This is a genomic window from Rhizobium sp. LjRoot30 (assembly GCF_964253915.1).
In the GTDB taxonomy this organism is placed as follows: domain Bacteria; phylum Pseudomonadota; class Alphaproteobacteria; order Rhizobiales; family Rhizobiaceae; genus Metarhizobium.
The window spans coordinates 47,860-70,817 of sequence record NZ_CAXUSG020000010.1 but is presented as its reverse complement, the minus strand read 5'-3'; the positions used below and the strand labels follow the sequence as shown (position 1 = coordinate 70,817).

Here is a 22,958-nt window from a genome sequence, read left to right as displayed (position 1 = left end):
TTCGGCATACTGTTTTCGCTGCGTTGGGAGATCTAAAAAGTTGGACAAGAGCCCGGATGCCTTTCGCACCATCAGCGAAGTTGCCGACGATCTCGACCTGCCGCAGCATGTCCTTCGTTTCTGGGAAACGCGTTTTCCGCAGATCAAGCCGATGAAGCGCGGCGGCGGGCGCCGTTATTATCGGCCGGAGGATGTCGATCTCCTCAAGGGCATCCGCCATCTGCTTTACGACCATGGCTATACGATCAAGGGCGTGCAGAAGCTGTTGAAGACCAACGGCAACAAGTTCGTCGCCGCCATCGCCACCGGCGACCTTGCCACCGTCGAAGCCCTGGCGGCCGCGGGAGAGGAACCGCAACCGCACGCAGAACCGAAGATCAGCCACGCCGAAGAGGACCAGATCGTCGGCCGCGCCAAACCGCCGGCAAGCCGTCGTTTCTTTTCGTTCATGGCGGGCGACGACGATGCGGTTCCGGAAGTGTCTATCGGCAAGGGCAGTGTCAACAAAGAGGACCGTGCCTTGCTGCAGGAAGCCCTTTACGACCTTCTGGAGTGCAAACGCCTGCTCGACCAGGTGCGGTAATCTTTTCTGCGGCGGGCCGAAGGAATCCATTTTATTGTTGTCCCGCTGCATTTTCCCCCTTGCGCTCGGGAACCGAAAACCATAAACAACCCAAGCCTTTTAGGCCGGGTCGGAATGTAGCGCAGCCCGGTAGCGCACTTGACTGGGGGTCAAGGGGTCGTGGGTTCGAATCCCGCCATTCCGACCATTTTCTTCAATATCTTCAATATGATATTTATTTTCCCGCATTTGATGCGGCGGCTGGATATTGCCTGCCGGTGGAACAAATCCTCGTTCATCGCTGTTTGCTCGTTTGTTTGACGGAGGAACGGTCATGGGTATCGAAAATGCACCAACGCCGCAGGGCAAGGAAGGCGCAAGAGGTTTGCGGAGAGAAACCAGCGCCGAGGAGCGCAAGGTGGAAGCAGAGAAAGGTTCGGCCCTTGCAAAGGGTGCTGACCGATTCGAGGAACGCTCCAGAAGCTCCGACGGCAAGAGTGCCGGCACGAAACAGCAGAACTGATCGGTGTCTGGCAAGCCGTATGGCGGTTTTACGATAAGCGCGCAACGAGGATCTCTCCAGCAAGGAACAATCCTTGCTGGACGGCGTTAATCCTGGTCTGCAGCGCCGCCGGCACATGCCCAAGCTTCGCTGGAAAAACAAGAAAATACGACGTTTCCGTCATCGACGGAAACGGAAATGTTCTCGTGAAAGGTTCCGTTATGAAATTCTTCACCACCTGCGCCATGAGCGCCATCATCGGTCTCACCTCGCTGCTCCCGGTCGAGGCAGCACCGATGGCCGTAAAATCTTTCAGCATCGGTTCGGATGTCCAGGGCGTGCAGTACCACGACCGTCGCGGGCACTGGAAGGGTCATCGCGGCTATCGCGAACGTCGCCGCGGTTATCGCCGTCATAGCGACGGTTTCTGGTATCCGCTCGCAGCCTTCGGCGCCGGTGCGATCATCGGCGGCGCCATTGCCAATAGTCGCAACGATGGTGGTTCGCACGAGGAGTGGTGCGCCAACCGCTATCGTTCCTACAGTGTGCGCACCGATACCTACGTCGGCAATGACGGTCGCCGGCATCGCTGCAATTCCCCGTATTGAACGGCAAATATGGTCTGACGAGACGGCGGGCGTTGTCCGCCGTCTTTTCGTGTCTGCCAACTTGTTCGATGTGGGCGCCGGATCGTTGCGCCGGAAATCGTGAATGGCTGTCAAGGCTTTGCCACGCTATTGAACTAAGCAGAACTGCATCGATGGGTGGTTGGGAGGCCGCAGGAGCGAGCGTCGATACCGGATTTCTGAAGGAACCATCGATGACGCTGAAATTGCCGATCTCGCTCGCCCGTCTGTTCAAGCGCCAGAAGCAGCTGCGCCGTCTGCTCGAAAGGACCGCCAGGGCGACCCGGTCTGCGATCAAGCCGAAACGCGTGCGCCGTGCGCGTAGCGTCGCCTCGAAAAGGCTTGTTGAAATCGAAGGCTTCGGCAGCAATCCGGGCCGGCTCAGCATGTTGTTCTATCGTCCGCCGCATCTGCCGGAGCGTGCGCCATTGGTGGTGGTGCTGCATGGCTGCCTGCAAACGGCGCAGGCCTTCGACGATGCAAGCGGTTTTGCCAGGCTGGCGGCGGAACGGCGGTTTGCGGTGCTCTATCCGCAGCAGACGCATAGCAATAATCCTAATCTCTGCTTCAACTGGTTCCGCCCGAGCGCCGTCGCCCGCGACCGTGGCGAACTGCTGTCGATCAGACAGATGATCGATCATGCCTGCGCCAAGCACCGGCTCGATGCCTCGCGTGTCTACATCGTCGGATTGTCGGCGGGCGGCGCGATGGCCAATGCGCTGTTGGCGACCTATCCGGACAGTTTTGCCGCGGGCGCAATCGTTGCCGGCCTGCCGGTCGGTGCCGCCCGCGATGCGATGACCGCGCTGTCCGTGATGAACTCCGGGGCCAGCCGCACCCCGCAGGAATGGGGCGATCTCGTCCGGGCGGTTTCGCCGCAAGCGCGGCGCTGGCCCGATATTTCCATCTGGCAGGGCGATGACGACAGGGTTGTCAGCCCCGTCAATGCCGAGGCATGTCGCGACCAGTGGCTGGACGTTCATGGCCTGAACGCGGTGGAAGGCACCAGGACTGACCGTTCATGGGGAGAGATCCGTCGCTGGAATGCCGACGGACGGGCAGCTGTGAGCCTCTATCGAATCCGCGGCATGGGGCACGGTCTGCCGGTGAAGGCCGCAGCCCGAGGGGCAGGCGCGAAATCCGACCGCTTCATTCTCGAAACGGACATCTCCGCGCCGCTGGAATTGATGCAATTGTGGGGATTGAAGCGCCCGACGAGCCTGCGCCGGCGGGCATGAGCCAAAGCCTCGTGGCGTAAACGTATTCGACAGTGCTTCAGTCGTCGTTGGCGGCGTTGAGGTGTTCCGGGCGGGTTGCATCGTCGGCTTGCGGCGGACGCTTCAGCCGGATACCGGGTCCGCCACCTTCCTCGTCGCCCGCCGAGAGGAACAGAACGCCCCGACCTTCCAGCGCGTCCGTCACGATGCGCAGGACTGTGGTGTCGTCATTGCCGCTCGGCCGTTCGGCGTCTTCGACCGACGCCTCGGAGAGACCGGTGATGGCTGCAACTTCGCCTATGGTGAGCCCGAGCATGGCCCGGGCAGCGCGGATCTGGGCTGGTGTCGTCATGCCTCGAAAGCTAGTGCGCGGATCGACTTGTTCAATGTCCGGCGTGCGCCTTTTGGGTCGATGAGATTGCAATAGATGGCTTCGATGCCGTCGACCATCGTCTTGAGAGCATAGCGGTGCTTGCGGGCGTCCGCTTCCTTGACGAAGGCGCGCCGGCGTTCGGTATCTGCAAAGCTGGCCATCGCTTGCGCCAGTGCCGTTGTGTCGTCGCTGTTTTCGATGAGGATGCCGTTGCATCCGTCTTCGAGCACGCGGCTGGCGCCGCCGACACGGCTGAGGATCATCGGCTTGCCGGCAGCGGCTGCCTCCAGCATGACGTAGGACATCGCCTCGTAGCGGCTCGGCATCACCAGTACGTCGAAACAGGAGATTGCATCCCGACCGGTGATCTCGCTGGTAAGCCGGATGCGATCGGCGAAGCCGCTGGCGGCGATCATCGCACGGATATCCGCCTCCAGCTCTCCGAAGCCGATCATCACGAGATGTGCGGCCGGCAATCTGCCGGCAATTTTGGCAAATGCTTCGACCAGGCGCTCCGGTGCCTTCTGCTGCGAGAGACGGCCGATGAAGCCGAAGACGAGGGCCTCCTGCGGAATGGCGAAGCGTTGAAGCAGTTCGTCACGGCGGCCTTCCGGGGGAGGGGTCGTGCCGTTGATGACGGTTCGCAGCCGCTTGGCGGGAATGCCGAGGGAAACGGCATGGTCGTACTCATCCTGCGAAACGCAGACGATGCAATCGGAGAGATAGCGGCCAAGCAAGGATTCGATGCCGCCAAACACAAGCCGGCCGACCCGTCCGAGCGTCGGGTCCATGGTGCGGAAGGCATGCGGTGTGTAAACGCGCGGGACGTGCGGTCCAGGCAGGCGGATGCGGCTGAGGGCGCCCGCTTTCGAGCTATGGGCATGGACGACGTCGAACGGTCCTTCGCGACGAAGGATGCTGCCAAGTTGCCGCCAGCTGCGGATGTCAGACAGTCCCGGCGCGCGCGTCATGTCAATGGCATGGACGCTGGGGAGGTCGAGTGCCTTCAATTCGTCGAGGAAGCGGTCTTCCGCGCGCAACGGGGAATAGACCGCGGTGATACGGTGTCCGCGATCTTTCAGTCCGCCGCACAGATCGATGAAATGCCGTCCGGATCCGCCGCCGCTCGGCTCGAGAACCTGCAGGATGGAAAGATGGGTGGGAGAGACCCTTTGCATCATTATTGCCGTACCGTTTTTTGATGTCGGTTTTCGAGCGCGCCGCAGCCCCAGATGATGCCGAGGAGCAGATAGAAGTGCCGCCAGTGATCGGTATCGATGACGTTGCCGATGACGACGTGACCGACGATGACGATCCAGGCGATCATCAGATAGGGTTGCCACGGCCTGTTGCGCAGCATGTTTCGGAAACCCATCGACAAGGTCCAGATCATCATTGAAACATAGGTGACGAAGCCGAGCCAACCATAGGTGGTGAGCGACTTCAGCCAGATATTGTGTTCGTCTTCGGGGAAGATCTGGCTGAAAACCATCGGCCCGATACCGAGCGGCGCTTCCATGGACATCAGGAAGCCGATGCGATGGCGATCGAAGCGCCCGAGGTGTCCGGCGTCGTAGTCCTGTTCCAGCTGCGCACGGCTGGAAAACAGGTTCGACACCTTTTCCGATTGCAGCGCGCCGATCAGCGCTGCGACCAGGATCAGCACTGCGGCAAGCGACAGGACCAGGATCTTCAGGCGAAAAGCGCCGGTGCGTTCCTTCAGGAGCATGATGAAGACCAGGGCGCAGGCGGAAAACAGAAACAGCGCCCAGGCTGCACGCGAGAAGGAGAGGAAAACGCCGAGCGCGATGACCAGCAATCCGGCGACCTTCAGCGGTGAACGGCTGATCTTGTCGTTGAGCAGCCCATGCATCAGGTAGAGGGCAGGGGCGATCAGGAAGGGTCCGAAAACGTTCGGGTCCTGGAAGGCACCCTTGGCACGGTCATAGAGGGTAAAGACCTCGAAGCCGGGCACCGCTTGAAAATAGCCAAGAATCCCGAGGGCGGAAGTGATTACCGCAGCCGCCACCCAGGCCTTGAACAGCAGACGCAAGCGCGAGGGGTTTTCTTCGATCGCTGCGGCGTAAAAGACCGACGTCAGGGCCAGAAACAGCGAAACGGCCAGATACATCGGCCCGTCGTTGAGATCCGACATCACCGTCAGCGAGAAGATACCGCCGACGTTGAAGAGCAGCAGCAGGGCAAGCAGCGGTGCGACGCTGCGGGAGATCTTCAGTCCGCACAGGAAGCTGATGGCGACGAGCACCACCATCACCAGCTCGTAAGGCGCGGGTTCCGAAATCACGAAGCCGGAGAGGAAAACGCCGAACGCGGTCAGCGCCGAGCCGAGCAGCCGCAGCGTCGCAAGCTGCGGCCGGAGAACGACATCGTGATGAACGATCGCGCTCAATAGGCATTTTCCGTGTTGAGAAGCCGGATCGGCGTCAGGAACAGGATCTTGAGGTCGAAGAGCAGCGACCAGTTCTCGATGTAATAGAGATCGTAGGCCGTGCGGAATTTGATCTTGTCGTCATTGTCGACCTCGCCGCGCCAGCCGTTGATCTGGGCCCAGCCGGTGACACCCGGCTTGACGCGGTGGCGGGCGAAATACCCTTCGACGACATCGACGAACAGCCGGTCGTGTGTCTGTGCCAGCACCGCATGCGGCCGGGGACCGACGAGCGACAGGTCGCCGCGCAGCACGTTGAAAAGCTGCGGCAGTTCGTCGATCGAGGATTTGCGGATGAAGCGCCCGACCGGGGTCACGCGCGGGTCGCCCTTGGTGACGGCCTTGCGGGCCGTCGGGTCGCCCATGTCGGTGTACATCGAGCGGAACTTGAAGACGTTGATGATCTCGTTGTTGAAGCCGTGGCGCTTCTGCATGAAGAAGATCGGCCCCTTCGAGGTCGCCTTCACGGCAATCGCTGCGCCGATCATCACCGGCCAGAGCAGCGTCAGCGCGATAAGGCTGAAGGTGATGTCGAAGATGCGCTTGGCGACGGAATCCCAGTCACGGATCGGCTTGTCGAAGATATCCAGCATCGGCACGGCGCCGACATGCGAATAGGAACGCGGACGGAAGCGCAGCTTGTTGGCGTGCGCTGCCAGCCGGATGTCAACCGGCAGTACCCAGAGCTTGCGCAGCATCTGCAGGATCCGGCCTTCGGCGCTGAGCGGCAGCGAGATGATCAGCATGTCGATGCGTGCCAGCCGGGCGAACTCCACCAGTTCGGCAATGGTCCCGAGCTTGGGATAGCCGGCGACCATGGCCGGCGAGCGGCTGTCGTCGCGGTCGTCGAAGATGCCGCAGATGCGGATGTCGTTGTCCGGCTGCTGTTCGAGCGCACGGATGAGGTTCTTTGCCGGCTCTCCACCGCCGATGATGACGGCACGCCGCTCCATGACGCCGTTGCGGCCCCAGCGATAGAATGCGTCGGCGAGAAGCTTGCGTTCGATGGCCAGGTAGACCGTACCGACGCCGAACCACGTGACGAACCAGAGACGGGAATACTGATCGCCGGACTTCAGGAGGAACAGCGCCAACGCCATCAGGGCGAAGGAGATTGCCCAGGCCCCGAGGATGCGCGGCAGGGCGCGCAGCGGCCCGCGCAACGACTGCACCTGATAAGCATCGACAATCTGCAGCAGGAGCACGGCAAGCGCCGTACCGAGCGCCATGACGCCGAGTGAAATCGGCGAACTCAGCACGTCATCGCCCCAATAGAACGCATGTACGCCGAGGCCGATCGCAAAAAGCGCCAGAAACTCGAGCAGCCTGATCTGGCCGAGGATCATGTTGGGCGAATAGCTGGTCTCGCGAAACTGTGCGGCGATGCGCCGGGCGAAGGAATTCAGCTCGGGATTTTCGGGCGTTTCGCCGTCAGGCTCCGCCGTGCGATCACGGGACTGGATCTCGGAAACCTTCCGTCGGACGGCTTCAAGGTCGAAGTTTTCCGGTCTGTGAAACTGGTTCATCGCGTTCACCTTGCCTCTCAGTGAACAGCCAATACCAGAAAGGCCCTAAAAAACGCTTACCCTTTGCCTTCAATGGGATGACGGTTGATCTCCCCTGACCAGCTCGCAGTACAGTTTCAAGACGTTTTCCGCCATCACCTTGGCCGAAAATGCCGCCCTGAAGGCTTCCGGGCGCGGCATCACGGCATCGTGCCAGCCGGGTGTCGTCAGCGCTGTCGCCATGATGCGGGCGAGATCGCCGGGGTCGCCGGGTGCTGCGAGCGCCTGGCTTTCGGTTCCCAGCACCTCGGGAATGCCGCCGACCCGCGAAGCGATTACGGTCTTGCCGCCGGCCAGCGCCTCCAGGACGATGTAGGGCATGGATTCGGCCCGCGACGGCACCACGACGATGCGCGACATCGTGAAGGCATCGCGTGCCTTCATCGCCGGCAAGATGTTGGCGCGCCGGCCGAGGCCGCTTTGCACGATCAATTTTTCGTATCGGTCCCTGTCAGGCCCGTCGCCGACGAGCAGCGCCGTCAGCGGCCGGCCGACCAGCCGCTCCGCCTTGGCGAAGGCCTCGATGAAGACATCCGGTCCCTTGAGGTCGCGCAGCATGCCGATATAGAGGAGATCGACGGAATCCGAGCGCGTCGGCACGGTCTCGAACTCGCCATCGGCGATGCCGTTATAGATCATCCGCGCCACCGGGCGCGGTTTGCCGACCTTCGTTTCGTAGGTCTTCTGCTCGTAATTGCAGACGAAGACCAGCGCGTCGGTCAGTCTTTCCTGCAGCCGCTCCAGCCGCAGCACGAACTGGCCGGCAAGCGAGTGCCGGTTGAAGTGCATGCTGCCGCCGTGCGGCGAATAGAGGCGGGCTACGCGATACCTGTTCACCCGCAGGGCTGAGCCGATGATGCGGGCAACAGCGCCACCCTTGGCGCCGTGCCCGTGCAAAACATCAGGCCGCAAACTTTTGATCTCCTTGTAGCTGTGCCAGAGCGCAGCAATGTCCGAGGGCGTCACCGAACGCTGGATCGGCAGCCGTGTCAGTCCCAGCGCCAGATAGGGCCGGATCTGATCGAAAAGCCGATCTTCGTAGCTGCCGCCCGTCGAGCTGTCGCAGAGAATGCCGACCTCGTGGCCTGCCTTGCTGTGCTCTTCCGCAAGATCGCGCACATGGCGAAAAATTCCGCCAACCGGGGATCTGAAACAGTGGAGGATGCGTAGCGGACGGTCGGAGGTCTGCATTGGACGGTCAGAAGAACCGCTCTCGGACATAGATGGTGTCACCGGCCATCAGCGGGTCCGAGATCGGGACCCGGCCGGTCAGAATTTCTCCGTTTATTCTTCGTGTTATGTCTGCATTCCCCTGATAGGCGCGTGCGCTGTAGCCGCCGGCCATGGCGATGGCGTTCTGAACGGTCATGCCCGGCACGTAGGAATATTGCCCGGCCTGTCCGACTTCGCCCATGACGAAGACGGAACGGTAGCGATCCACTTCCACCGAGATGTCCGGATCGCGCAGATAGCCCTGCTTCAGCTTCTGGGCGAGCAGGCCCTCCAGCTGCTGAAGGGTACGGCCGCGGGCCGGAATCTGCCCGACCAGCGGGAAGGCGATGTAGCCTGCCTGGTCGACGGTATAGGTGTTGGTCAGCCCTTCCTGTTCGAACACGGTCACGCGCAGTCGGTCGCCGGCATCCAGCGTGTAGGGCTGGATCGTCACTTCGTGAAAGGCCTTCGGTGCCGGTTTGTATGTCGAGCAGCCCGGCAGGATCACTGCGGATGCAGCGAACACCAGTGCCATGACATGTTTTGACTTCGCGAATGACATCCGTCGGCCGCTCCAACTCGGTTCGTATGTCGCTGTTATCAATCCGTTAGGGTTAATGCCCGGTAAATGCCGGCCGGGATTTTGGAAAAAGCGGCGATCACGGTGCGTAATCCGGTGGTTTTCACTCTTAACGGTTGGGTTACCATGTTCCTTTACGCTTGTTTCAAACGAGTATTCGGAGTGCGGGTATGGCGAGCGTAAACAATCACCAGCAGGATGTGGATATCGATCTCGGCCAGCTGTTCGGTGCGATCTGGCAACGGAAGGGCAGGGTGCTGTTCATCACGGCCGCTGCTGCCGCGCTGGCGTTTGGCGCCTCGCAACTGATCTCGCCGACCTACCGCAGCGAGACGCGCATTCTCATCGAACAGCGAACACCGGCCTACACCGGAGGCGAACAGGGTGCCACGCCCGAGAACCAGCCTTTGCTCGACGAACTCAACATCGCCAGCCAGGTGCAGGTGCTGCAGTCGGTGGACCTGATCAAGCAGGTGGCGCGCAATCTGAAGCTTTATGAACGGGAAGAGTTCGATCCCACCGTCAATCCGTCGGTGATTTCGGATGTGATGGTGCTCCTGGGCCTCAAGAAAAACCCGCTGGAGCTGCTGCCGGAAGAGCGGGTGATCAAGGAGTTCACCGAAAAGCTCGTTGTCTACCAGGCGGAAAAATCGCGGGTGATCGGCATCCAGTTCACCTCCAAGGACCCGAAGCTGGCGGCGGAAGTGCCGAACGCGATCGTCGATGTCTATCTGGCGCTGCAGAGCGGCGCCAAGCTCGATTCCAATTCCGACGCGACGCGCTGGCTGGAGCCGGAAATCGCCAACCTGCGCGAAAAGGTTCGCGACGCCGAGAAGAAGGTTGCCGACTACCGCGCCTCCCGCGACCTTTTGCTGGTCGGTGATGAGCAGGGCGGCACTTTCGCCAACCGGCAGTTGACCGACATTTCCGCAGAGCTTGCCCGGGTGCGCGGCGAGCGCGCCACGGCGGAGGCGCGGTCGCAGAGCGTGCGTGCGGCGTTAAAGGATGGTCGGTCGCTGGACACCCTGACCGATGTGGTCGGCTCCCAGATGATCCAGCGGCTGAAAGAAAGCGAATCGACCGTACAGGCGCAGATTTCCGATCTCTCGACCGCCATGCTGGACGGGCATCCGCGCCTGAAGGGCCTGCGGGCGCAACTGGCCGACATCCGTGCGCAGCGCGAGCGGGAGACGCAGAAGATTTTGACGAGCCTGGAAAACGAGGCCCGGGTGTCGCAGCTGCGCGAACAGCAACTGGTGCAGCAACTGAACGCCATCAAGGCGGATACCGCCCGCGCCGGCGGAGACGAGGTGGAACTGAAGTCCCTTGAACGTGAAGCTGCCGCCCAGCGTCAGTTGCTCGAAACCTATCTGTCCCGTTACCGCGAAGCATCGTCCCGCATCGACAAGGACTCCAGCCCGGCGGATGCGCGCATCATTTCGCGTGCTATCCTGCCGCAGGAACCGTATTTCCCGAAAGTGCTCCCGATCGTCATCGTTGCGGCCATGGCAGCGCTTGTCGTCAGCGCCGTGGTCATCATGCTGATGGAGCTTTTCAGCGGTCGGGCATTGCGGCCCGTTTCCGCCGGCGCGACCACGACCGTCGTCACCACCAGGAGGGAAGACACTCTGGTGGAAGAGGAAGCGGTGCAACCGGTTCCGGTCGAGGAAAAGCCGGTCGTCAAACGCGCAAGCCCGCAGCGGTCCAACAATGTCGCGCAGAGCTTGCTTGCGCTGCAGCCTGAGACAAGTGAGGCTGCGGATGAGCCTGCCGTGGCCGCCGCAGCGGAAAACGAATATTCCCTCGACACCGTTGCAGCTTTCCTGACAGCGCGCATGCCTGTGATTGCCGTCAGCATTTCGCCGACGGGCGACGACGGTTCGGAAGCGACCGTGCATCTTGCCCGCAAGATCTCCGAGAGCGGTCAGAGTGTCGTGCTGATCGATTTGACCGGCTCGGCCTGGCCGACGCGGTTGATGGCCGTTTCCTCCGGCCTTGCCGGCATCACCAACCTTTTGACGGGAGACGTGGCTTTCGCCGACACGATCCATTCGGATCGCGCCTCGAAGGTTCACCTCATCCCGCAGGGCGGCGCCGACATCCGCAAGGCGATGCGGGCTGCCGACCGGCTGTCGATGGTGATCGACTCGCTTTCCGAGGTCTACGATCTCGTGCTCGTCGAATGCGGCCCGGCGCCGGCGCCGGCCGTGGCGCGCCTGCTGGGTTCCCGCAAGGCGGAAATCATCCTGTCCATCCCGCAGCCGACCGAAGAGTTGCTGATGACGGTGGTCAGCGATTTCGAGAAGGCCGGTTTCGACGATCTCGTCTTCCTGTCGGGTGAATTGCCGCAACACGGACATCAGAACAAGGCGGCCTGAGGCCGCCTGAACCTCCAGCGTCAGTCGTCGGCGCTTTCGGCGGTGTCTGCCTTGGCACGTAGCCGTTGCAGCAGCGCGTAGACGCGTGGATTGCCCTTGATGGCGGCCTTGGTGCGCGTCACGCCGCGTTGCGCCACCACGGCGAGCCGTCCCACGGCGCTGATCGGCAGCAGGATATCGTGCTGCACCGTTTCCACCGGGCACCAGCTGCGCTTGTAGCCCTGGTCGCCGATGCCGAAATCGAAAAGTGCCGCCCCTTCGGCGCAAGCCTCTTCGATCATCAGCCAGAAGAGCAGTTCGCCCGGGCTCGCCTCGGCCACCACGCTTTCATCGATGGAACCGAACTGGCAGATGATATGGTCGCCCTTGCGCGAAAGGCCGGCGATGGCAGCGATCTGCCCCTCAAACTCGCCTTTCAGCCTGATTGCATGCAGTTGCAGCGGCGTGTCCCGCCCACCGCCATCGGTTTCCAGCAGCAGATGGAAGAAGGCTTGCGTTTCCGGGGCGCGAAACACGTTCGGCAGGCCGAGCGCCTTGAACCTTGTTGCCTTCTGCTGGAAGAACAGATCCAGCAGCGCAATGCGCTCTCCAGGGGTTCGGGCAACGATATGGTCAAATCCGCCGGAAGCCTCCAGCCGCTTGACCTGCGAACGATATTTCTTGCGTCGGCGCTTGGCGTTCAATTGCGCGATCGTTGCCGTGAAGGATTCGAGCAAGGGTAGCTGGAAGGCATGGTTCTGGTTGACGACCGACGGCAGGTATCGAAACGGATGCGGTTCGTCGCGCCACTGCAGCGGGACATTCCGTAACGTGATGATATCCGCCTTGTCCTTCAGGCTCGCCACCAGTTGCTCGCCGATGGTGCGCATGCGGGCTTCATCTGCCCCGCTGCGGAACCGGGATGAAAACAGTCCCGTATTGATGTTGCTGAAACGGCCGGCGATGAATTGCGCCGTGCGCACCATGTTGTGGCGGACGATTTCGAGCGGAAGGATGAAGAGCGTTCCCTTGGCATCGATGACGCGGACGATTGCCGGTTGCGTATCGTGGGTCTTGATCCAGGCCGCGCACCAGTCAAAGCTCTGGTGGAGCGAATTGCCGTTGTCACGCTCGAGGTCGCGCCATTCGCGCTCCAGCGGCTCCATTCGATGATGGATCTCGAACGTCATCGGGGACGTCGGATCACCCCCGCCATGCGTTGCCGCCGGCACGGAGTTTTCTTCCGATCCCATGGACGATAGGTCTAACCTGTCTGGTTGCACGGCGGAAATCCCTGGCTTTGGCGCTTGTGGCGCGATGCTAGGCAGGGATGCCGGAGAAATGGTTTAAGCCGGCGGGCGGGGCCGGCTTTTCCGCGGAATGCAGTTATCGTCCGGTTAAAGCCCGATGGAAAAGCTCTATTTCTTGATCGGTCCCGCCATCCACTTGATGAGGACCATGGCGGGGAGAATCCAGAGAAGACCAGTCAGCGTGAAATAGAGCAGATGAACCCACCACGGCGACTGGCCGAGCAGCAGCGAGGCGAAGGTTGTCGCCAGCAGGGCATATCCGAGAACCAGCACGATGAGCAGGATTGTGCCGATGAATTTGCGCAGGCGAAGGGGCATGATCTATCTTTCGTCAGAAGCGGCAGCCATTTCAGCGCCCGAAACCGGCCGCGACGGGATGCCGCAAAGGCTTGGGCCTTGTTTTGCACAGGCGGGTCAGGCAAATCAACCGCCAGAAACGAGGAAGATCATGGCAGTATCACATCCGGCAAACGAAAGCTCCATTCTGGACGTCAACGCACGGCAGCCGCGAGGCCGCCTGGCCGTGCGCATCTGGCTCGGTGTCGTGCTGGTGACGCTCTTCTGTCTGGTGCTGGTCGGCGGCGCCACGCGGCTGACCGAGTCCGGCCTGTCGATCACCGAATGGAAACCGATCCACGGCGTTATTCCCCCCTTGTCCGCCGAGGAATGGGATGAGGAGTTCGTCCTCTACCAGCGCATTCCCCAGTACCAGGAAATCAACAAGGGCATGACGGTCGACGAGTTCAAGACGATCTTCTGGTGGGAATGGTCGCACCGGCTGCTGGCACGCGGCATCGGTATCGTCTTCGCCCTGCCGCTGGCCTTCTTCTGGGCAACGGGACGCATCGAGCGCCGGCTGCGCTGGCCGCTGGTCGGCCTGCTGGCATTGGGCGGTTTTCAGGGTTTCATCGGCTGGTGGATGGTGTCGTCAGGCCTTGCTGTCCGCACTGATGTCAGTCAGTACCGGCTGGCGACACACCTAGTCATCGCCTGTCTGATCTTCGCCGGCTGCATGTGGATCATGCGCGGGCTTTCTCCCCATTCCGCCGACCGGGCGCCGACCACGGGTTCACGCACAATGGCGGCGGTGATCGCCTGTTTTGCCATGTTCCAGATCTATCTGGGCGCGCTGGTGGCCGGTCTCGACGCCGGCTTTGCCTACAACACCTGGCCGCTGATGGATGGCGCCCTTGTTCCGGGCGACCTTTTCATCCAGAAACCCGCCTTCATCAATCTTTTTGAAAATCCGAAGACGGTGCAGTACGTCCATCGCCTCGGCGCCTACGTGCTGTTTGCGCTGGTCCTGCTGCACATGATCACTTCCCTGCGTGTCGCGCCGCAGACGACGCATGCGCGCCGTTCCGTCGTGCTGTTCCTGCTGGTAACTGCGCAAGCCGCGATCGGCATCGTTACGCTGGTGATGCAGGTACCCTTGCATTGGGCCTTGCTGCATCAGGGTGGGGCGCTGGTCGTTCTCGGCTTTGCGGTTGCCCATTGGCGCGGATTTTACGGCGAATATCCGCGCTCGTGAAAGAGAAAAGGCGGCCCGTTGAGGCCGCCTTTTCTCTTTATGCCGATAGCATCAGGTCCATGTTCTGCACGGCCGCGCCGGAGGCACCCTTGCCGAGATTGTCGAGCAGGGCGACAAGATTGATATGCGCACCGCCGGGCGTGCCGAAGACGAAAAGTTTCATCGTATCCTTGCCCGCCAGTTCGACCGCATCGACGCGCGGCATCGCGGCACTCTCGGCCAGCGGCACGACAGTGACGATATCCTGGCCGGCATAATGATCGGTGAGGGCTGCATGCAGCTTTTCCAGCGTCGTGCCCTCGGGCAGATCGGCTGCAAACAGCGGAATCTGCACGATCATGCCCTGCGGGAAACGCCCGACGGAGGGGGAGAACAGCGGCGCGCGGTTCAGAAGCCCATGCGTCGTCATCTCCGGAACATGCTTGTGCTTCAGCGGCATGCCGTACAGGAAATGCGGCGAGGAGATCGCATCCGGGTTTTCCGGGTCTTCCATCTGGGCAATCATCTGCTTGCCGCCGCCGGTATAGCCGGACACGGCATTGACGCTCACCGGATAATCCGCCGGCAGCAGGCCGGCCGCCCGCAGCGGCCGCAGAAGGCCGATGGCGCCGGTCGGATAGCAGCCGGGATTGGCGACGAGCCGGGCGGCGCGGATCTTTGCCGGCTGCGCCTTGTCCATTTCGGCAAAACCATAGGCCCAATCCGGATCGACGCGATGCGCCGTCGAGGTGTCGATGACCCGCACTTGGTTGTTGCCGGAAAGCATGCTCACCGCCTGCTTGGCGGCGTCGTCGGGCAGGCAGAGGATGGCGATGTCGGCGCTGTTCAGCAGGTCTTCCCGCAGCGCCGCATTGCGGCGTTCGGCCTCGGGGATCGACAGAAGCTCGACATCGCGGCGATCGGCCATGCGCGTGCGGATCTGCAGGCCCGTGGTTCCGTGTTCGCCATCGATGAAGATCTTCGGTTTCATGAGTGTTCCTGCCTTTTCAAAGGTTTGGGAAAGGTTGCGGAATCAGGATAACAGGCCTCTGATTCAGTTTGTTAACGCGAGCGGGCCAGCCGCTCGGCGCGCAGGCCGAGCATATACATCGCCACCGTTGCCCCGGCAATGGCGGTGATGTCGGCGTGGTCGTAGGCGGGAGCCACCTCCACCACGTCGGCGCCGCGGATGTCGAGCTGTTTCAGCCGCTGCAGCACCGAGAGGATCTTGGCGCTCGACGGCCCGCCTGCGACCGGCGTGCCGGTTCCCGGCGCGAAGGCCGGATCGAGGCAGTCGATGTCGAAGGTGAGGTAGGCGGGGGCACCCGCCGTATGCGACAGGATCGTCGCGGCGATATCGGCGGCCGACATGTCCTCGACCTCATGGCCGTAGACGATCCGGACGCCGAAATTCTCCGGAGCGTGCGTGCGGATGCCGATCTGGATCGACCGTGCCGGATCGATGATGCCGTCGCGCACGGCCCGGGCGACGAAGGAACCGTGGTCGATACGCTTGGCATCGTCGAACCAGGTATCCTGGTGCGCGTCGAACTGCACGAGGGCGAGCGGCCCATGCTTGGCGGCATGCGCTTTCAGCAGCGGCCAGGTGATGAAGTGGTCGCCGCCGAGCGTCAGCAGGAAATCGGTGCCGGTGAGCAGCTTGGCCGTTTCCTTCTCGATTGTCGCCGGCGTCTTCCAGTGATTGCCGTAGTCGAGCAGGCAGTCGCCATAATCGACAACCGACATCGCCTCGAACAAGTCGCGCGAGAAGGGGTATTGCGGATCGTTGTCGAAGATCGCCGAGGCCCGGCGGATCGCCTGCGGCCCGAAACGGGCGCCGGGACGATTGGACGTGGCGGCATCGAAGGGAATGCCCCAGACAACGGCATCCATGCCCTTGACCTGCTTGGAATATCTCCGCCGCATGAAGGACAGCGTGCCGGCATAGGTCGGATCGGTGGCCGCCGAGGTCAGCGTCTTGGCGGTGAAGGCGTGGTCAATGGTCTTGGCCAAGGTGCGTTCGCTTTCAGAGTGGTTTTTCGTCGGAGATATCGGAAAAATTCTTGATCTTGACCGTGTTTGATCCGAATCGTGCGACGATTTCAAGTTCGCCGCCCATCGCTTCGATAAAACGGCGCAACGTACCGACATACATGTCCGCCCTCTTTTCGATCTTGGCGACCGATCCTTGGCCGATCTGCAACGTCTGGGCGATTTCGTCCTGCGAAAGCTTGAGCGCCTTGCGCAACTCGGCAAGATTCATGTCGTCCTCGAGACGCAAAGCTTCGGCTTCCGCTGCTGATCGGGCTTCGGTCGTCATACGGTTGCGCAGTTCGGCAAAAGAATGTCTACCGGTCATCGTTCTTCTCCTTCGCCAATTCCTCTAGGTGCGTAGCGTAGAGATCGTCCGCGATCGGCACCATGCGATCGTAAAAGCGTCCGTCGCCGGTCTTGTCGCCGCCGATCAGCAGAATGGCCATCCGCCGCGGATCGAAGGCGTAGAATATCCGCAACGGCCGCCCTCCACTCTGCACCCTCAACTCCCGCATATGGGGATGCCGAGAGCCGTTGACGGCGCTCGAATAGGGAAAGGGCAGGTTGGGGCCTCGCTGCTCCAGCTTCTGCACATGCGCGTCGATGCTGATCTGCTCGCGTTCGCCGAGCTTTTCCCACCAGCTTCCGAATTCATCAGTATATTCGACGATATATTCCATATCGGAATATTATTGCCGGACGGCAAGAGGGGCAACAGGAAAATGCCCAAAAACAAAAAGGCGGAGCCAAGCCCCGCCTTTTCGATAGTCCGTAATCTGGAAGCGATTAGCGCTTCGAGAACTGGAACGAACGACGGGCCTTGGCCTTGCCGTACTTCTTACGTTCAACAACGCGGCTGTCGCGGGTCAGGAAGCCGCCCTTCTTCAGGACCGAGCGCAGGCCCGGTTCGAAGTAGGTCAGTGCCTTGGAGATGCCGTGACGAACAGCACCGGCCTGGCCGGAAAGGCCGCCGCCGGCAACGGTCGCGTCGATGTCGAACTGGCCGTCACGGGCAGCGGCGACGATCGGCTGGCGCAGGATCATCTGCAGGACCGGACGGGCGAAATAGGCGCCGAATTCCTTGCCGTTGACCGTGATCTTGCCGGAACCCGGCTTGACCCAGACGCGGGCGACGGCGTTCTTGCGCTTGCCGGTCGCATAGGAACGGCCCTGTGCATCAACCTTGCGGACGTGAGCCGGAGCGGCAGTCTCGGTCGAGGCAAGGTCCTTCAGGGAAGAAAGATCGGCCATGATCAGGCGCTCCTTACGTTCTTGGTGTTCAGCTTGGCGACGTCGAGGACGGCGGGCTGCTGGGCTTCATGCGGATGATTGGTGCCAGCGTATACACGCAGGTTCTTCATCTGGCGACGGCCGAGCGGGCCGCGCGGAATCATGCGCTCGACGGCCTTCTCGATGACGCGCTCCGGGAAGCGGCCTTCGATGATCTGGCGAGCCGTACGCTCCTTGATGCCACCCGGGTAACCGGTGTGCCAGTAGTACTTCTTGTCGGCATACTTGTTGCCGGTCAGGGCAACCTTTTCCGCGTTGATGACGATGACGTTGTCGCCGTCGTCGACGTGGGGGGTGTAGGTTGCCTTGTGCTTGCCGCGCAGGCGGTTAGCAATGATGGTGGCGAGGCGACCAACAACGAGGCCTTCGGCGTCGATGATGATCCACTTCTTTTCCACCTCAGCGGGCTTCTGAACGAAGGTAGCCATAGTGTTACTCTCTATCTGAACCCCGTCGCGGTGAGGCGAGGGGCGTTTCTTGTTGCTTGATTGGAGGGAAGAACCTATCCAAAACGAATGCGACGACGCTCGAAAGCGAGAGGTTCGCAATTCATGGCGGCTTATACTGGCGCGGCAAAGAACCGTCAAGGTTGCCTATTTGGCAAGTCGAAAAATTAATATAATAAAATCAATGGCTTGATTATGGGGTATTTTGATACCACAATTTATCGTGGCGGAATCGAATAGGTTGCCGTGGCGTGTGCCACCAGTTTGCCGGCATCCTCCTGGTAGATCGAAGCATCGAGAACGGCCAACCGCTTGCCGAGTTTCAGGATCCGGCAATCGCAGGTGACGGGTTGCGGCTTCGGCAGGCGCAGGAAATTGATGTTGAGATTGGTCGTCACGGCCAGCGCCACCGGGCCGATATGGGCGAGCACGGCGGCATAGGCGGCGACATCGGCGAGCGTGAACAGGGCAGGGCCGGAGACGGTGCCGCCGGGGCGCAGATGCCGCTCTGACGGATCGAAACGCATGCGGACAAGACCGGGTTCGACGGAGGTAATGGTGAAGACGCGCCCATCCGTATGGATCTGCGGAAAATCCGTTTCCAGGAAGGCATGGAGTTCGTCGATGGTCATCACCGGTATCATGTCGCCGCTCCGCTCTGGCTTTCCTCGCGCTTTCCATGGCAGTAAGAAGAGCAAAGCTCAAGGAGGAAGACGGCATGGCTGAGGTTGTTTCGTTCAAGAAGGATGATGCGTCGGAGACGCTGGGCACGCTGGTGACCGTCGATCTTGCCGGCGGCGTTCTGCGGCTGACGCTCAACAATCCGCCGGCCAACGCCCTGTCGATCGAATTGATGGAGACCCTCTCCGCCGAGCTCGACAGGGCTGCCGACGACAACGCCGTCCGTGTGGTGATCATTGCCGCCGCCGGCAAACTGTTCTCCGCCGGCCACGACCTCAAGGAAATGACGGCGCATCGCGGCGATGCCGATCGCGGTCGGGCCTTCTTCGAAAAGACCATGCGCCTTTGCGCTGCGCTGATGCTGAAGATCACCCATCTGCCAAAACCCGTCATCGCCGAGATCGACGGCCTTGCGACGGCGGCGGGATGCCAGCTTGTCGCCTCGTGCGACTTGGCGATCTGCACCGACACCTCGACCTTCTGCACGCCGGGCGTCAATATCGGCCTGTTCTGCTCGACGCCGATGGTGGCCGTCTCGCGCGCCGCCCACCGCAAGCAGGCGATGGAGATGCTGCTCACCGGCGAGACCATCGACGCTGCTACCGCCAAGGATTTCGGCCTTGTCAATCGCATCGTGCCGAAGCAGTACCTGACGCAGGTGGTGAACAAATACGCCGCGGTGATCGCCGGGAAATCGCCGCTGACGCTGAAAATCGGCAAGGAAGCCTTTTACCGCCAGGTCGACATGCCTCTGGAGGAGGCCTACGACTACGCCGCCAATGTCATGGTCGAGAACATGCTGGCGCGGGATGCGGAGGAGGGCATCGGTGCCTTCCTCGAAAAGCGCCATCCGGAATGGAAGGGCGAGTGATCAGCCGAGCCGCATGACCAGCACGCCGCAGGCGATGACGCCGGCGGCGATGTAGCGCCAGATGCTCGCCTTCTCCTTCAGGAAGACGACGGAGATGACGATGGCGAACAGGATCGAGGTTTCGCGCAGCGCCGCGACGGTGGCGACCGGCGCCTTGGTCATCGCCCACAAGGCAAGCCCGTAGGAGGCGATGGAGCCGGCGCCGCCCAGCAGGCCGCGCCCCCAGTTGAAGCGGACATAGGTCAGCACGGGTGCGACGCCACGCCGGGAAAAGGCCCATGCAAATAGCAGCACCGGCGGCAGCAGCGACATCCACAGCGTATAAGAAACAGCGTTTCCGGCGGTGCGGGCGCCAATGCCGTCGACGAAGGTGTAGGTGGCGATGACCACGGCGTTGGCGAGAGCCAGCAGGATCGCGGTGCGACCGCCGGCACGTGCCTCGAAGGCCAGCGTCAGAATACCGGCGGAAATCGTCGCGATGCCGATATATGTGCCGAGGCTCAGATGTTCCCTCAGGATCAGCCCGCTGGTGGCCGCGACGATCAAGGGAGCGACGCCACGCATCAGCGGATAGACGAGGCCGATATCGCCTGCCTTGTAGGCTGCGGCTACCAGCTGGAAATAGGCGAACTGCAGGACTGCGGATGCGAGGATGAACGGCACCGCAGCGGCATCCGGAAGCGGCAGGAAAAACAGGAACGGCAGCGCCGAGACACCGGCGCCGGCGGAGATCATCGCAGCGCCCAGCGATTTGTCGTCCCCGGCCTTGACGATGGCGTTCCACGTCGCGTGCAACAATGCGCCGAACAGCACAAGAACGATGACGTCCGCAGACATGGAGGGAGAACCTAATGGGGGCGAGCGCCCGGATGCCGAAAATCGGCGCACGTTTGGCCTAAAATTTGTGCGGGCGCAATCGGATTCCTCGAAACGCCGGTGAAACGCCAATTTTACGGCCGATACACACGGCCGTCTCCGCACGCTACCTTAGAATCAAAATCAAAATACACCCACCGGTCGCTATATCTTGCAAGAGCAACCATGAGATGCTTCTAATAATGGAGCGAACAATAAGGATACAAACACAGGACTTACATAGAACGTTCGCCTCAGGGGCGCAACCACCAGTCATCGTCGGTCTTGGGAACGCAGACGCGGATCATGCACTTGGGATTGTCCGACGTTGGCAGGGATTTGATATCGGCGACCTCGTAATTGCCGCACTGGGCGCGGTTGCGCACGGCGCGATCGTAAAGCGTCAGGCCGGCGACCCGCTTCGACGGATAGCGCAGGATGGCGGCCCCCTCTCGCTGCACCGTCGCCTGCGCTTCCGCGCAACTCATCGACATCGAATTGTAGCGGGAAATCGCGTGCGCCTGTTCCGACATGGTAAAAGCCATGACGGCGATGACAACTGTTCTGGTAACGGCGATTTTTTTCATCGGATGGGTCCTTTTCCGGCGAGCGGCACTTATATCTCCATTGGGATCGCATATTACCCGAAAAGATGTTTTCCGACTCAACGAAGGCGGAGAGGAAAAAGTTTCATGAACCATGATCGGTATGACGACAATTATATCAGAGGCATTCTCACCTCGGTGAAGACGATTGCCTTGCTCGGTGCATCGCCGAATGCCGAGCGTCCGAGCTACGGCGTCATGAAATTCCTGCTCGGCCGTGGATATCGGGTTATTCCAGTCAATCCGGGTCAGGCCGGCAAGGAAATTCTCGGTCAAAAGGTCTATGCGACGCTTGCCGACATTCCCGAGCCGATCGACATGGTGGACGTTTTCCGGGCGGCGGAATACCTGCCTGATATCGTCGACGATGCGCTGGCGTTGCCGCAGAAACCGAAAGTCATCTGGGGACAGCTGAGCGTTCGCCATGACGAGGCCGCAGCAAAGGCGGAAGCCGCCGGCCTGCAGGTGGTGATGAACCGCTGCCCGGCCATCGAATATCCCCGCCTCGTCAACTGACGGAGAAGCGGCGGCAGGCGCCGGCAACTTAGCGATTAACATCCGGATCGAATTGGCTAATATCCGCCCGACAAAAAGGGAGGATTCCATGCCGAAAGACAACCCGGGTTTTAACACGCTCGCCATCCATGCCGGCGCTCAACCCGATCCCACCACCGGCGCGCGGACGACCCCGATCTACCAGACGACCTCGTTCGTCTTCAACGATGCCGACCATGCGGCGGCGCTTTTCGGCCTGCAGCAGTTCGGCAACATCTACACCCGGATCATGAACCCGACGCAGGCGGTGCTGGAAGAGCGCGTTGCGGCGCTCGAAGGCGGCACAGCGGCGCTGGCGGTCGCTTCCGGCCATGCCGCGCAGCTGCTCGTCTTCCACACGATCATGCAGCCGGGCGACAATTTTATCGCGGCGCGGAAGCTCTACGGCGGCTCGATCAACCAGTTCGGTCATGCCTTCAAGAGTTTCGGCTGGCAGGTGCACTGGGCCGACCCTGCCGATCCGGCCAATTTCGAGAGCCAGATCGACGAGCGCACCCGCGGCATCTTCATCGAGAGCCTTGCCAATCCCGGCGGGACCTTCGTTGATATTGCGGCGATCGCCGAGGTGGCGCGCAGGCACGGCATCCCGCTGATCGTCGACAATACGATGGCAAGCCCCTATCTCATCCGGCCATTGGAACACGGCGCCGATATCGTCGTGCATTCGCTCACCAAGTTCATGGGCGGCCACGGCAATTCCATGGGCGGCATCATCGTCGATGGCGGCACCTTCGACTGGTCGAAATCCGGCAACTATCCGATGCTGTCGGAACCGCGCCCGGAATATGCCGGCATGATATTGCACGCCACCTTCGGCAACTTCGCCTTCGCCATCGCCTGCCGGGTGCTGGGCCTGCGCGATTTCGGGCCGTCGATCTCGCCGTTCAATGCCTTCCTGCTTTTGACCGGCATCGAGACGCTTCCCTTGCGGATGCAGCGCCATTGCGACAATGCGCTGGCTGTCGCCAGGTGGCTGAAGGGCAATCCGCAGGTGGCCTGGGTCAACTATGCCGGCCTCGAAGACGATCCCAACCATGCCCTGCAGCAGCGTTATTCGCCGAATGGCGCCGGTTCCGTCTTCACCTTCGGCGTCAAAGGCGGCTACGAGGCCGGCAAGACGCTGGTCGAAGGTCTGCAGCTGTTCTCGCACCTTGCCAATATCGGCGATACGCGGTCGCTGGTCATCCATCCGGCCTCGACGACCCACCGGCAGCTGACCGAGGACCAGCAGGTCCTAGCCGGCGCCGGCCCGGACGTCGTGCGCCTGTCGATCGGCATCGAGGATGCCGCCGATATCATCGCCGACCTGGAGCAGTCGCTCGGCAGGCTCTGATCCCCAATCTCGGGCGACTCTGCAA

Annotated in this window: 26 protein-coding genes and 1 tRNA gene; 10 read left to right on the top strand and 17 right to left on the bottom strand. The window is 61.5% G+C overall.

Annotated elements, in window-relative coordinates; all coding sequences use genetic code 11:
• Nucleotides 1–40: 40 nt before the first annotated feature.
• From ACSQ3I_RS19455 to ACSQ3I_RS19435, 5 genes are all read left to right on the top strand, one after another.
• Entirely contained in the window at nucleotides 41–583 is a 543-nt protein-coding gene (locus ACSQ3I_RS19455) for a MerR family transcriptional regulator (RefSeq protein ID WP_436001646.1), read from the top strand.
• Between the two features lie 110 nt (nucleotides 584–693).
• A tRNA-Pro gene (locus tag ACSQ3I_RS19450) sits at nucleotides 694–770 on the top strand.
• Between the two features lie 126 nt (nucleotides 771–896).
• Nucleotides 897–1,085, top strand: coding sequence for a hypothetical protein (locus ACSQ3I_RS19445; protein WP_436001645.1), 189 nt, complete (start codon nucleotides 897–899; stop codon nucleotides 1,083–1,085).
• A gap of 200 nt (nucleotides 1,086–1,285) precedes the next feature.
• Nucleotides 1,286–1,672: a BA14K family protein gene (locus tag ACSQ3I_RS19440; protein ID WP_436001780.1), complete on the top strand. Its 387-nt coding sequence runs from the start codon at nucleotides 1,286–1,288 to the stop codon at nucleotides 1,670–1,672.
• A gap of 212 nt (nucleotides 1,673–1,884) precedes the next feature.
• On the top strand, nucleotides 1,885–2,928 hold the full coding sequence (locus ACSQ3I_RS19435; protein WP_436001644.1) for an extracellular catalytic domain type 1 short-chain-length polyhydroxyalkanoate depolymerase: 1,044 nt from the start codon (nucleotides 1,885–1,887) through the stop codon (nucleotides 2,926–2,928).
• A gap of 37 nt (nucleotides 2,929–2,965) precedes the next feature.
• On the opposite strand, the gene ACSQ3I_RS19430 is transcribed toward ACSQ3I_RS19435, so the two are convergent.
• The 6 genes from ACSQ3I_RS19430 to ACSQ3I_RS19405 all read right to left on the bottom strand — a co-directional run bounded on the left by ACSQ3I_RS19430 (nucleotide 2,966) and on the right by ACSQ3I_RS19405 (nucleotide 9,068).
• Nucleotides 2,966–3,259: a DNA-binding protein gene (locus tag ACSQ3I_RS19430; RefSeq protein WP_436001643.1), complete on the bottom strand. Its 294-nt coding sequence runs from the start codon at nucleotides 3,257–3,259 to the stop codon at nucleotides 2,966–2,968.
• Nucleotides 3,256–4,461, bottom strand: coding sequence for a glycosyltransferase family 4 protein (locus tag ACSQ3I_RS19425; protein ID WP_436001642.1), 1,206 nt, complete (start codon nucleotides 4,459–4,461; stop codon nucleotides 3,256–3,258). Before ACSQ3I_RS19425 ends, ACSQ3I_RS19430 begins: the two co-directional genes overlap by 4 nt.
• On the bottom strand, nucleotides 4,461–5,690 hold the full coding sequence (locus tag ACSQ3I_RS19420) for an O-antigen ligase family protein (RefSeq protein ID WP_436001641.1): 1,230 nt from the start codon (nucleotides 5,688–5,690) through the stop codon (nucleotides 4,461–4,463). Before ACSQ3I_RS19420 ends, ACSQ3I_RS19425 begins: the two co-directional genes overlap by 1 nt.
• Nucleotides 5,687–7,255 carry an undecaprenyl-phosphate glucose phosphotransferase gene (locus ACSQ3I_RS19415; RefSeq protein ID WP_436001640.1) on the bottom strand — a complete coding sequence of 523 codons (1,569 nt, stop codon included), beginning with the start codon at nucleotides 7,253–7,255 and terminating at the stop codon, nucleotides 5,687–5,689. Before ACSQ3I_RS19415 ends, ACSQ3I_RS19420 begins: the two co-directional genes overlap by 4 nt.
• 69 nt (nucleotides 7,256–7,324) lie before the next feature.
• Nucleotides 7,325–8,485: a glycosyltransferase family 4 protein gene (locus ACSQ3I_RS19410; protein ID WP_436001639.1), complete on the bottom strand. Its 1,161-nt coding sequence runs from the start codon at nucleotides 8,483–8,485 to the stop codon at nucleotides 7,325–7,327.
• A gap of 7 nt (nucleotides 8,486–8,492) precedes the next feature.
• Nucleotides 8,493–9,068 carry a polysaccharide biosynthesis/export family protein gene (locus ACSQ3I_RS19405; RefSeq protein WP_436001638.1) on the bottom strand — a complete coding sequence of 192 codons (576 nt, stop codon included), beginning with the start codon at nucleotides 9,066–9,068 and terminating at the stop codon, nucleotides 8,493–8,495.
• 188 nt (nucleotides 9,069–9,256) lie between these two features.
• Here ACSQ3I_RS19405 and ACSQ3I_RS19400 point away from each other — a divergent pair, with 188 nt between their 5' ends.
• Entirely contained in the window at nucleotides 9,257–11,464 is a 2,208-nt protein-coding gene (locus tag ACSQ3I_RS19400; RefSeq protein WP_436001637.1) for a GumC family protein, read from the top strand.
• Nucleotides 11,465–11,484: 20 nt separating this feature from the next.
• Here the strand turns inward: ACSQ3I_RS19400 and ACSQ3I_RS19395 are convergent, their stop codons facing one another.
• Together ACSQ3I_RS19395 and ACSQ3I_RS19390 are read right to left on the bottom strand one after the other, a co-directional pair.
• A complete protein-coding gene (locus ACSQ3I_RS19395; protein WP_436001636.1) occupies nucleotides 11,485–12,633 on the bottom strand; it encodes a GNAT family N-acetyltransferase in 1,149 nt (382 codons plus the stop codon).
• 228 nt (nucleotides 12,634–12,861) lie between these two features.
• Nucleotides 12,862–13,071 (bottom strand): DUF2842 domain-containing protein, encoded by a 210-nt coding sequence (locus ACSQ3I_RS19390; RefSeq protein WP_436001635.1) that lies wholly within the window; start codon nucleotides 13,069–13,071, stop codon nucleotides 12,862–12,864.
• Between the two features lie 130 nt (nucleotides 13,072–13,201).
• Here ACSQ3I_RS19390 and ACSQ3I_RS19385 point away from each other — a divergent pair, with 130 nt between their 5' ends.
• Nucleotides 13,202–14,284, top strand: coding sequence for a COX15/CtaA family protein (locus tag ACSQ3I_RS19385; RefSeq protein WP_436001634.1), 1,083 nt, complete (start codon nucleotides 13,202–13,204; stop codon nucleotides 14,282–14,284).
• 37 nt (nucleotides 14,285–14,321) lie between these two features.
• On the opposite strand, the gene argC is transcribed toward ACSQ3I_RS19385, so the two are convergent.
• The 7 genes from argC to ACSQ3I_RS19350 form a co-directional block, all read right to left on the bottom strand.
• Nucleotides 14,322–15,254, bottom strand: a complete 933-nt coding sequence (gene argC / locus ACSQ3I_RS19380; RefSeq protein WP_436001633.1) for an N-acetyl-gamma-glutamyl-phosphate reductase — start codon at nucleotides 15,252–15,254, stop codon at nucleotides 14,322–14,324.
• 71 nt (nucleotides 15,255–15,325) lie between these two features.
• Nucleotides 15,326–16,276 carry an agmatinase gene (gene speB / locus ACSQ3I_RS19375; protein WP_436001632.1) on the bottom strand — a complete coding sequence of 317 codons (951 nt, stop codon included), beginning with the start codon at nucleotides 16,274–16,276 and terminating at the stop codon, nucleotides 15,326–15,328.
• A gap of 13 nt (nucleotides 16,277–16,289) precedes the next feature.
• Complete coding sequence (locus tag ACSQ3I_RS19370; protein WP_436001631.1) at nucleotides 16,290–16,622, bottom strand: XRE family transcriptional regulator; 333 nt, start codon at nucleotides 16,620–16,622, stop codon at nucleotides 16,290–16,292.
• A complete protein-coding gene (locus tag ACSQ3I_RS19365) occupies nucleotides 16,612–16,977 on the bottom strand; it encodes a type II toxin-antitoxin system RelE/ParE family toxin (protein ID WP_436001630.1) in 366 nt (121 codons plus the stop codon). The genes ACSQ3I_RS19370 and ACSQ3I_RS19365 overlap by 11 nt, the downstream gene beginning before the upstream one ends.
• Nucleotides 16,978–17,083: 106 nt before the next feature.
• On the bottom strand, nucleotides 17,084–17,548 hold the full coding sequence (gene rpsI, locus ACSQ3I_RS19360; protein WP_436001629.1) for a 30S ribosomal protein S9: 465 nt from the start codon (nucleotides 17,546–17,548) through the stop codon (nucleotides 17,084–17,086).
• 2 nt (nucleotides 17,549–17,550) lie between these two features.
• Entirely contained in the window at nucleotides 17,551–18,015 is a 465-nt protein-coding gene (gene rplM, locus ACSQ3I_RS19355; RefSeq protein ID WP_109462116.1) for a 50S ribosomal protein L13, read from the bottom strand.
• Nucleotides 18,016–18,251: 236 nt separating this feature from the next.
• Nucleotides 18,252–18,677 carry a PaaI family thioesterase gene (locus tag ACSQ3I_RS19350; protein WP_436001628.1) on the bottom strand — a complete coding sequence of 142 codons (426 nt, stop codon included), beginning with the start codon at nucleotides 18,675–18,677 and terminating at the stop codon, nucleotides 18,252–18,254.
• A 74-nt stretch (nucleotides 18,678–18,751) separates the two neighbouring features.
• On the opposite strand from ACSQ3I_RS19350, the gene ACSQ3I_RS19345 reads away from it, so the two are divergent.
• Nucleotides 18,752–19,585: an enoyl-CoA hydratase gene (locus tag ACSQ3I_RS19345; protein ID WP_436001627.1), complete on the top strand. Its 834-nt coding sequence runs from the start codon at nucleotides 18,752–18,754 to the stop codon at nucleotides 19,583–19,585.
• On the opposite strand, the gene ACSQ3I_RS19340 is transcribed toward ACSQ3I_RS19345, so the two are convergent.
• Together ACSQ3I_RS19340 and ACSQ3I_RS19335 are read right to left on the bottom strand one after the other, a co-directional pair.
• The gene (locus ACSQ3I_RS19340) at nucleotides 19,586–20,422 is read right to left on the bottom strand and encodes an EamA family transporter (protein WP_436001626.1); all 837 of its coding nucleotides are present in this window, start codon (nucleotides 20,420–20,422) and stop codon (nucleotides 19,586–19,588) included.
• Between the two features lie 272 nt (nucleotides 20,423–20,694).
• Nucleotides 20,695–21,027: a hypothetical protein gene (locus ACSQ3I_RS19335; protein WP_436001625.1), complete on the bottom strand. Its 333-nt coding sequence runs from the start codon at nucleotides 21,025–21,027 to the stop codon at nucleotides 20,695–20,697.
• 105 nt (nucleotides 21,028–21,132) lie between these two features.
• Here ACSQ3I_RS19335 and ACSQ3I_RS19330 point away from each other — a divergent pair, with 105 nt between their 5' ends.
• Complete coding sequence (locus ACSQ3I_RS19330; RefSeq protein ID WP_436001624.1) at nucleotides 21,133–21,561, top strand: CoA-binding protein; 429 nt, start codon at nucleotides 21,133–21,135, stop codon at nucleotides 21,559–21,561.
• Nucleotides 21,562–21,649: 88 nt separating this feature from the next.
• The gene (locus ACSQ3I_RS19325; protein WP_436001623.1) at nucleotides 21,650–22,933 is read left to right on the top strand and encodes an O-acetylhomoserine aminocarboxypropyltransferase; all 1,284 of its coding nucleotides are present in this window, start codon (nucleotides 21,650–21,652) and stop codon (nucleotides 22,931–22,933) included.
• Nucleotides 22,934–22,958 lie beyond the last annotated feature (25 nt).

Coding starts and splice junctions, on each gene's coding strand:
- ACSQ3I_RS19445 (WP_436001645.1), top strand. CDS start 897: ATGGGTATCGAAAATGCACCAACGCCGCAGGGCAAGGAAGGCGCAAGA.
- ACSQ3I_RS19440 (WP_436001780.1), top strand. CDS start 1,286: ATGAAATTCTTCACCACCTGCGCCATGAGCGCCATCATCGGTCTCACC.
- ACSQ3I_RS19435 (WP_436001644.1), top strand. CDS start 1,885: ATGACGCTGAAATTGCCGATCTCGCTCGCCCGTCTGTTCAAGCGCCAG.
- ACSQ3I_RS19430 (WP_436001643.1), bottom strand. CDS start 3,259: ATGACGACACCAGCCCAGATCCGCGCTGCCCGGGCCATGCTCGGGCTC.
- ACSQ3I_RS19425 (WP_436001642.1), bottom strand. CDS start 4,461: ATGATGCAAAGGGTCTCTCCCACCCATCTTTCCATCCTGCAGGTTCTC.
- ACSQ3I_RS19415 (WP_436001640.1), bottom strand. CDS start 7,255: ATGAACCAGTTTCACAGACCGGAAAACTTCGACCTTGAAGCCGTCCGA.
- ACSQ3I_RS19410 (WP_436001639.1), bottom strand. CDS start 8,485: ATGCAGACCTCCGACCGTCCGCTACGCATCCTCCACTGTTTCAGATCC.
- ACSQ3I_RS19405 (WP_436001638.1), bottom strand. CDS start 9,068: ATGTCATTCGCGAAGTCAAAACATGTCATGGCACTGGTGTTCGCTGCA.
- ACSQ3I_RS19400 (WP_436001637.1), top strand. CDS start 9,257: ATGGCGAGCGTAAACAATCACCAGCAGGATGTGGATATCGATCTCGGC.
- ACSQ3I_RS19395 (WP_436001636.1), bottom strand. CDS start 12,633: ATGACGTTCGAGATCCATCATCGAATGGAGCCGCTGGAGCGCGAATGG.
- ACSQ3I_RS19390 (WP_436001635.1), bottom strand. CDS start 13,071: ATGCCCCTTCGCCTGCGCAAATTCATCGGCACAATCCTGCTCATCGTG.
- ACSQ3I_RS19385 (WP_436001634.1), top strand. CDS start 13,202: ATGGCAGTATCACATCCGGCAAACGAAAGCTCCATTCTGGACGTCAAC.
- argC (WP_436001633.1), bottom strand. CDS start 15,254: ATGAAACCGAAGATCTTCATCGATGGCGAACACGGAACCACGGGCCTG.
- ACSQ3I_RS19370 (WP_436001631.1), bottom strand. CDS start 16,622: ATGACCGGTAGACATTCTTTTGCCGAACTGCGCAACCGTATGACGACC.
- ACSQ3I_RS19365 (WP_436001630.1), bottom strand. CDS start 16,977: ATGGAATATATCGTCGAATATACTGATGAATTCGGAAGCTGGTGGGAA.
- rpsI (WP_436001629.1), bottom strand. CDS start 17,548: ATGGCCGATCTTTCTTCCCTGAAGGACCTTGCCTCGACCGAGACTGCC.
- rplM (WP_109462116.1), bottom strand. CDS start 18,015: ATGGCTACCTTCGTTCAGAAGCCCGCTGAGGTGGAAAAGAAGTGGATC.
- ACSQ3I_RS19350 (WP_436001628.1), bottom strand. CDS start 18,677: ATGATACCGGTGATGACCATCGACGAACTCCATGCCTTCCTGGAAACG.
- ACSQ3I_RS19345 (WP_436001627.1), top strand. CDS start 18,752: ATGGCTGAGGTTGTTTCGTTCAAGAAGGATGATGCGTCGGAGACGCTG.
- ACSQ3I_RS19340 (WP_436001626.1), bottom strand. CDS start 20,422: ATGTCTGCGGACGTCATCGTTCTTGTGCTGTTCGGCGCATTGTTGCAC.
- ACSQ3I_RS19335 (WP_436001625.1), bottom strand. CDS start 21,027: ATGAAAAAAATCGCCGTTACCAGAACAGTTGTCATCGCCGTCATGGCT.
- ACSQ3I_RS19330 (WP_436001624.1), top strand. CDS start 21,133: ATGAACCATGATCGGTATGACGACAATTATATCAGAGGCATTCTCACC.
- ACSQ3I_RS19325 (WP_436001623.1), top strand. CDS start 21,650: ATGCCGAAAGACAACCCGGGTTTTAACACGCTCGCCATCCATGCCGGC.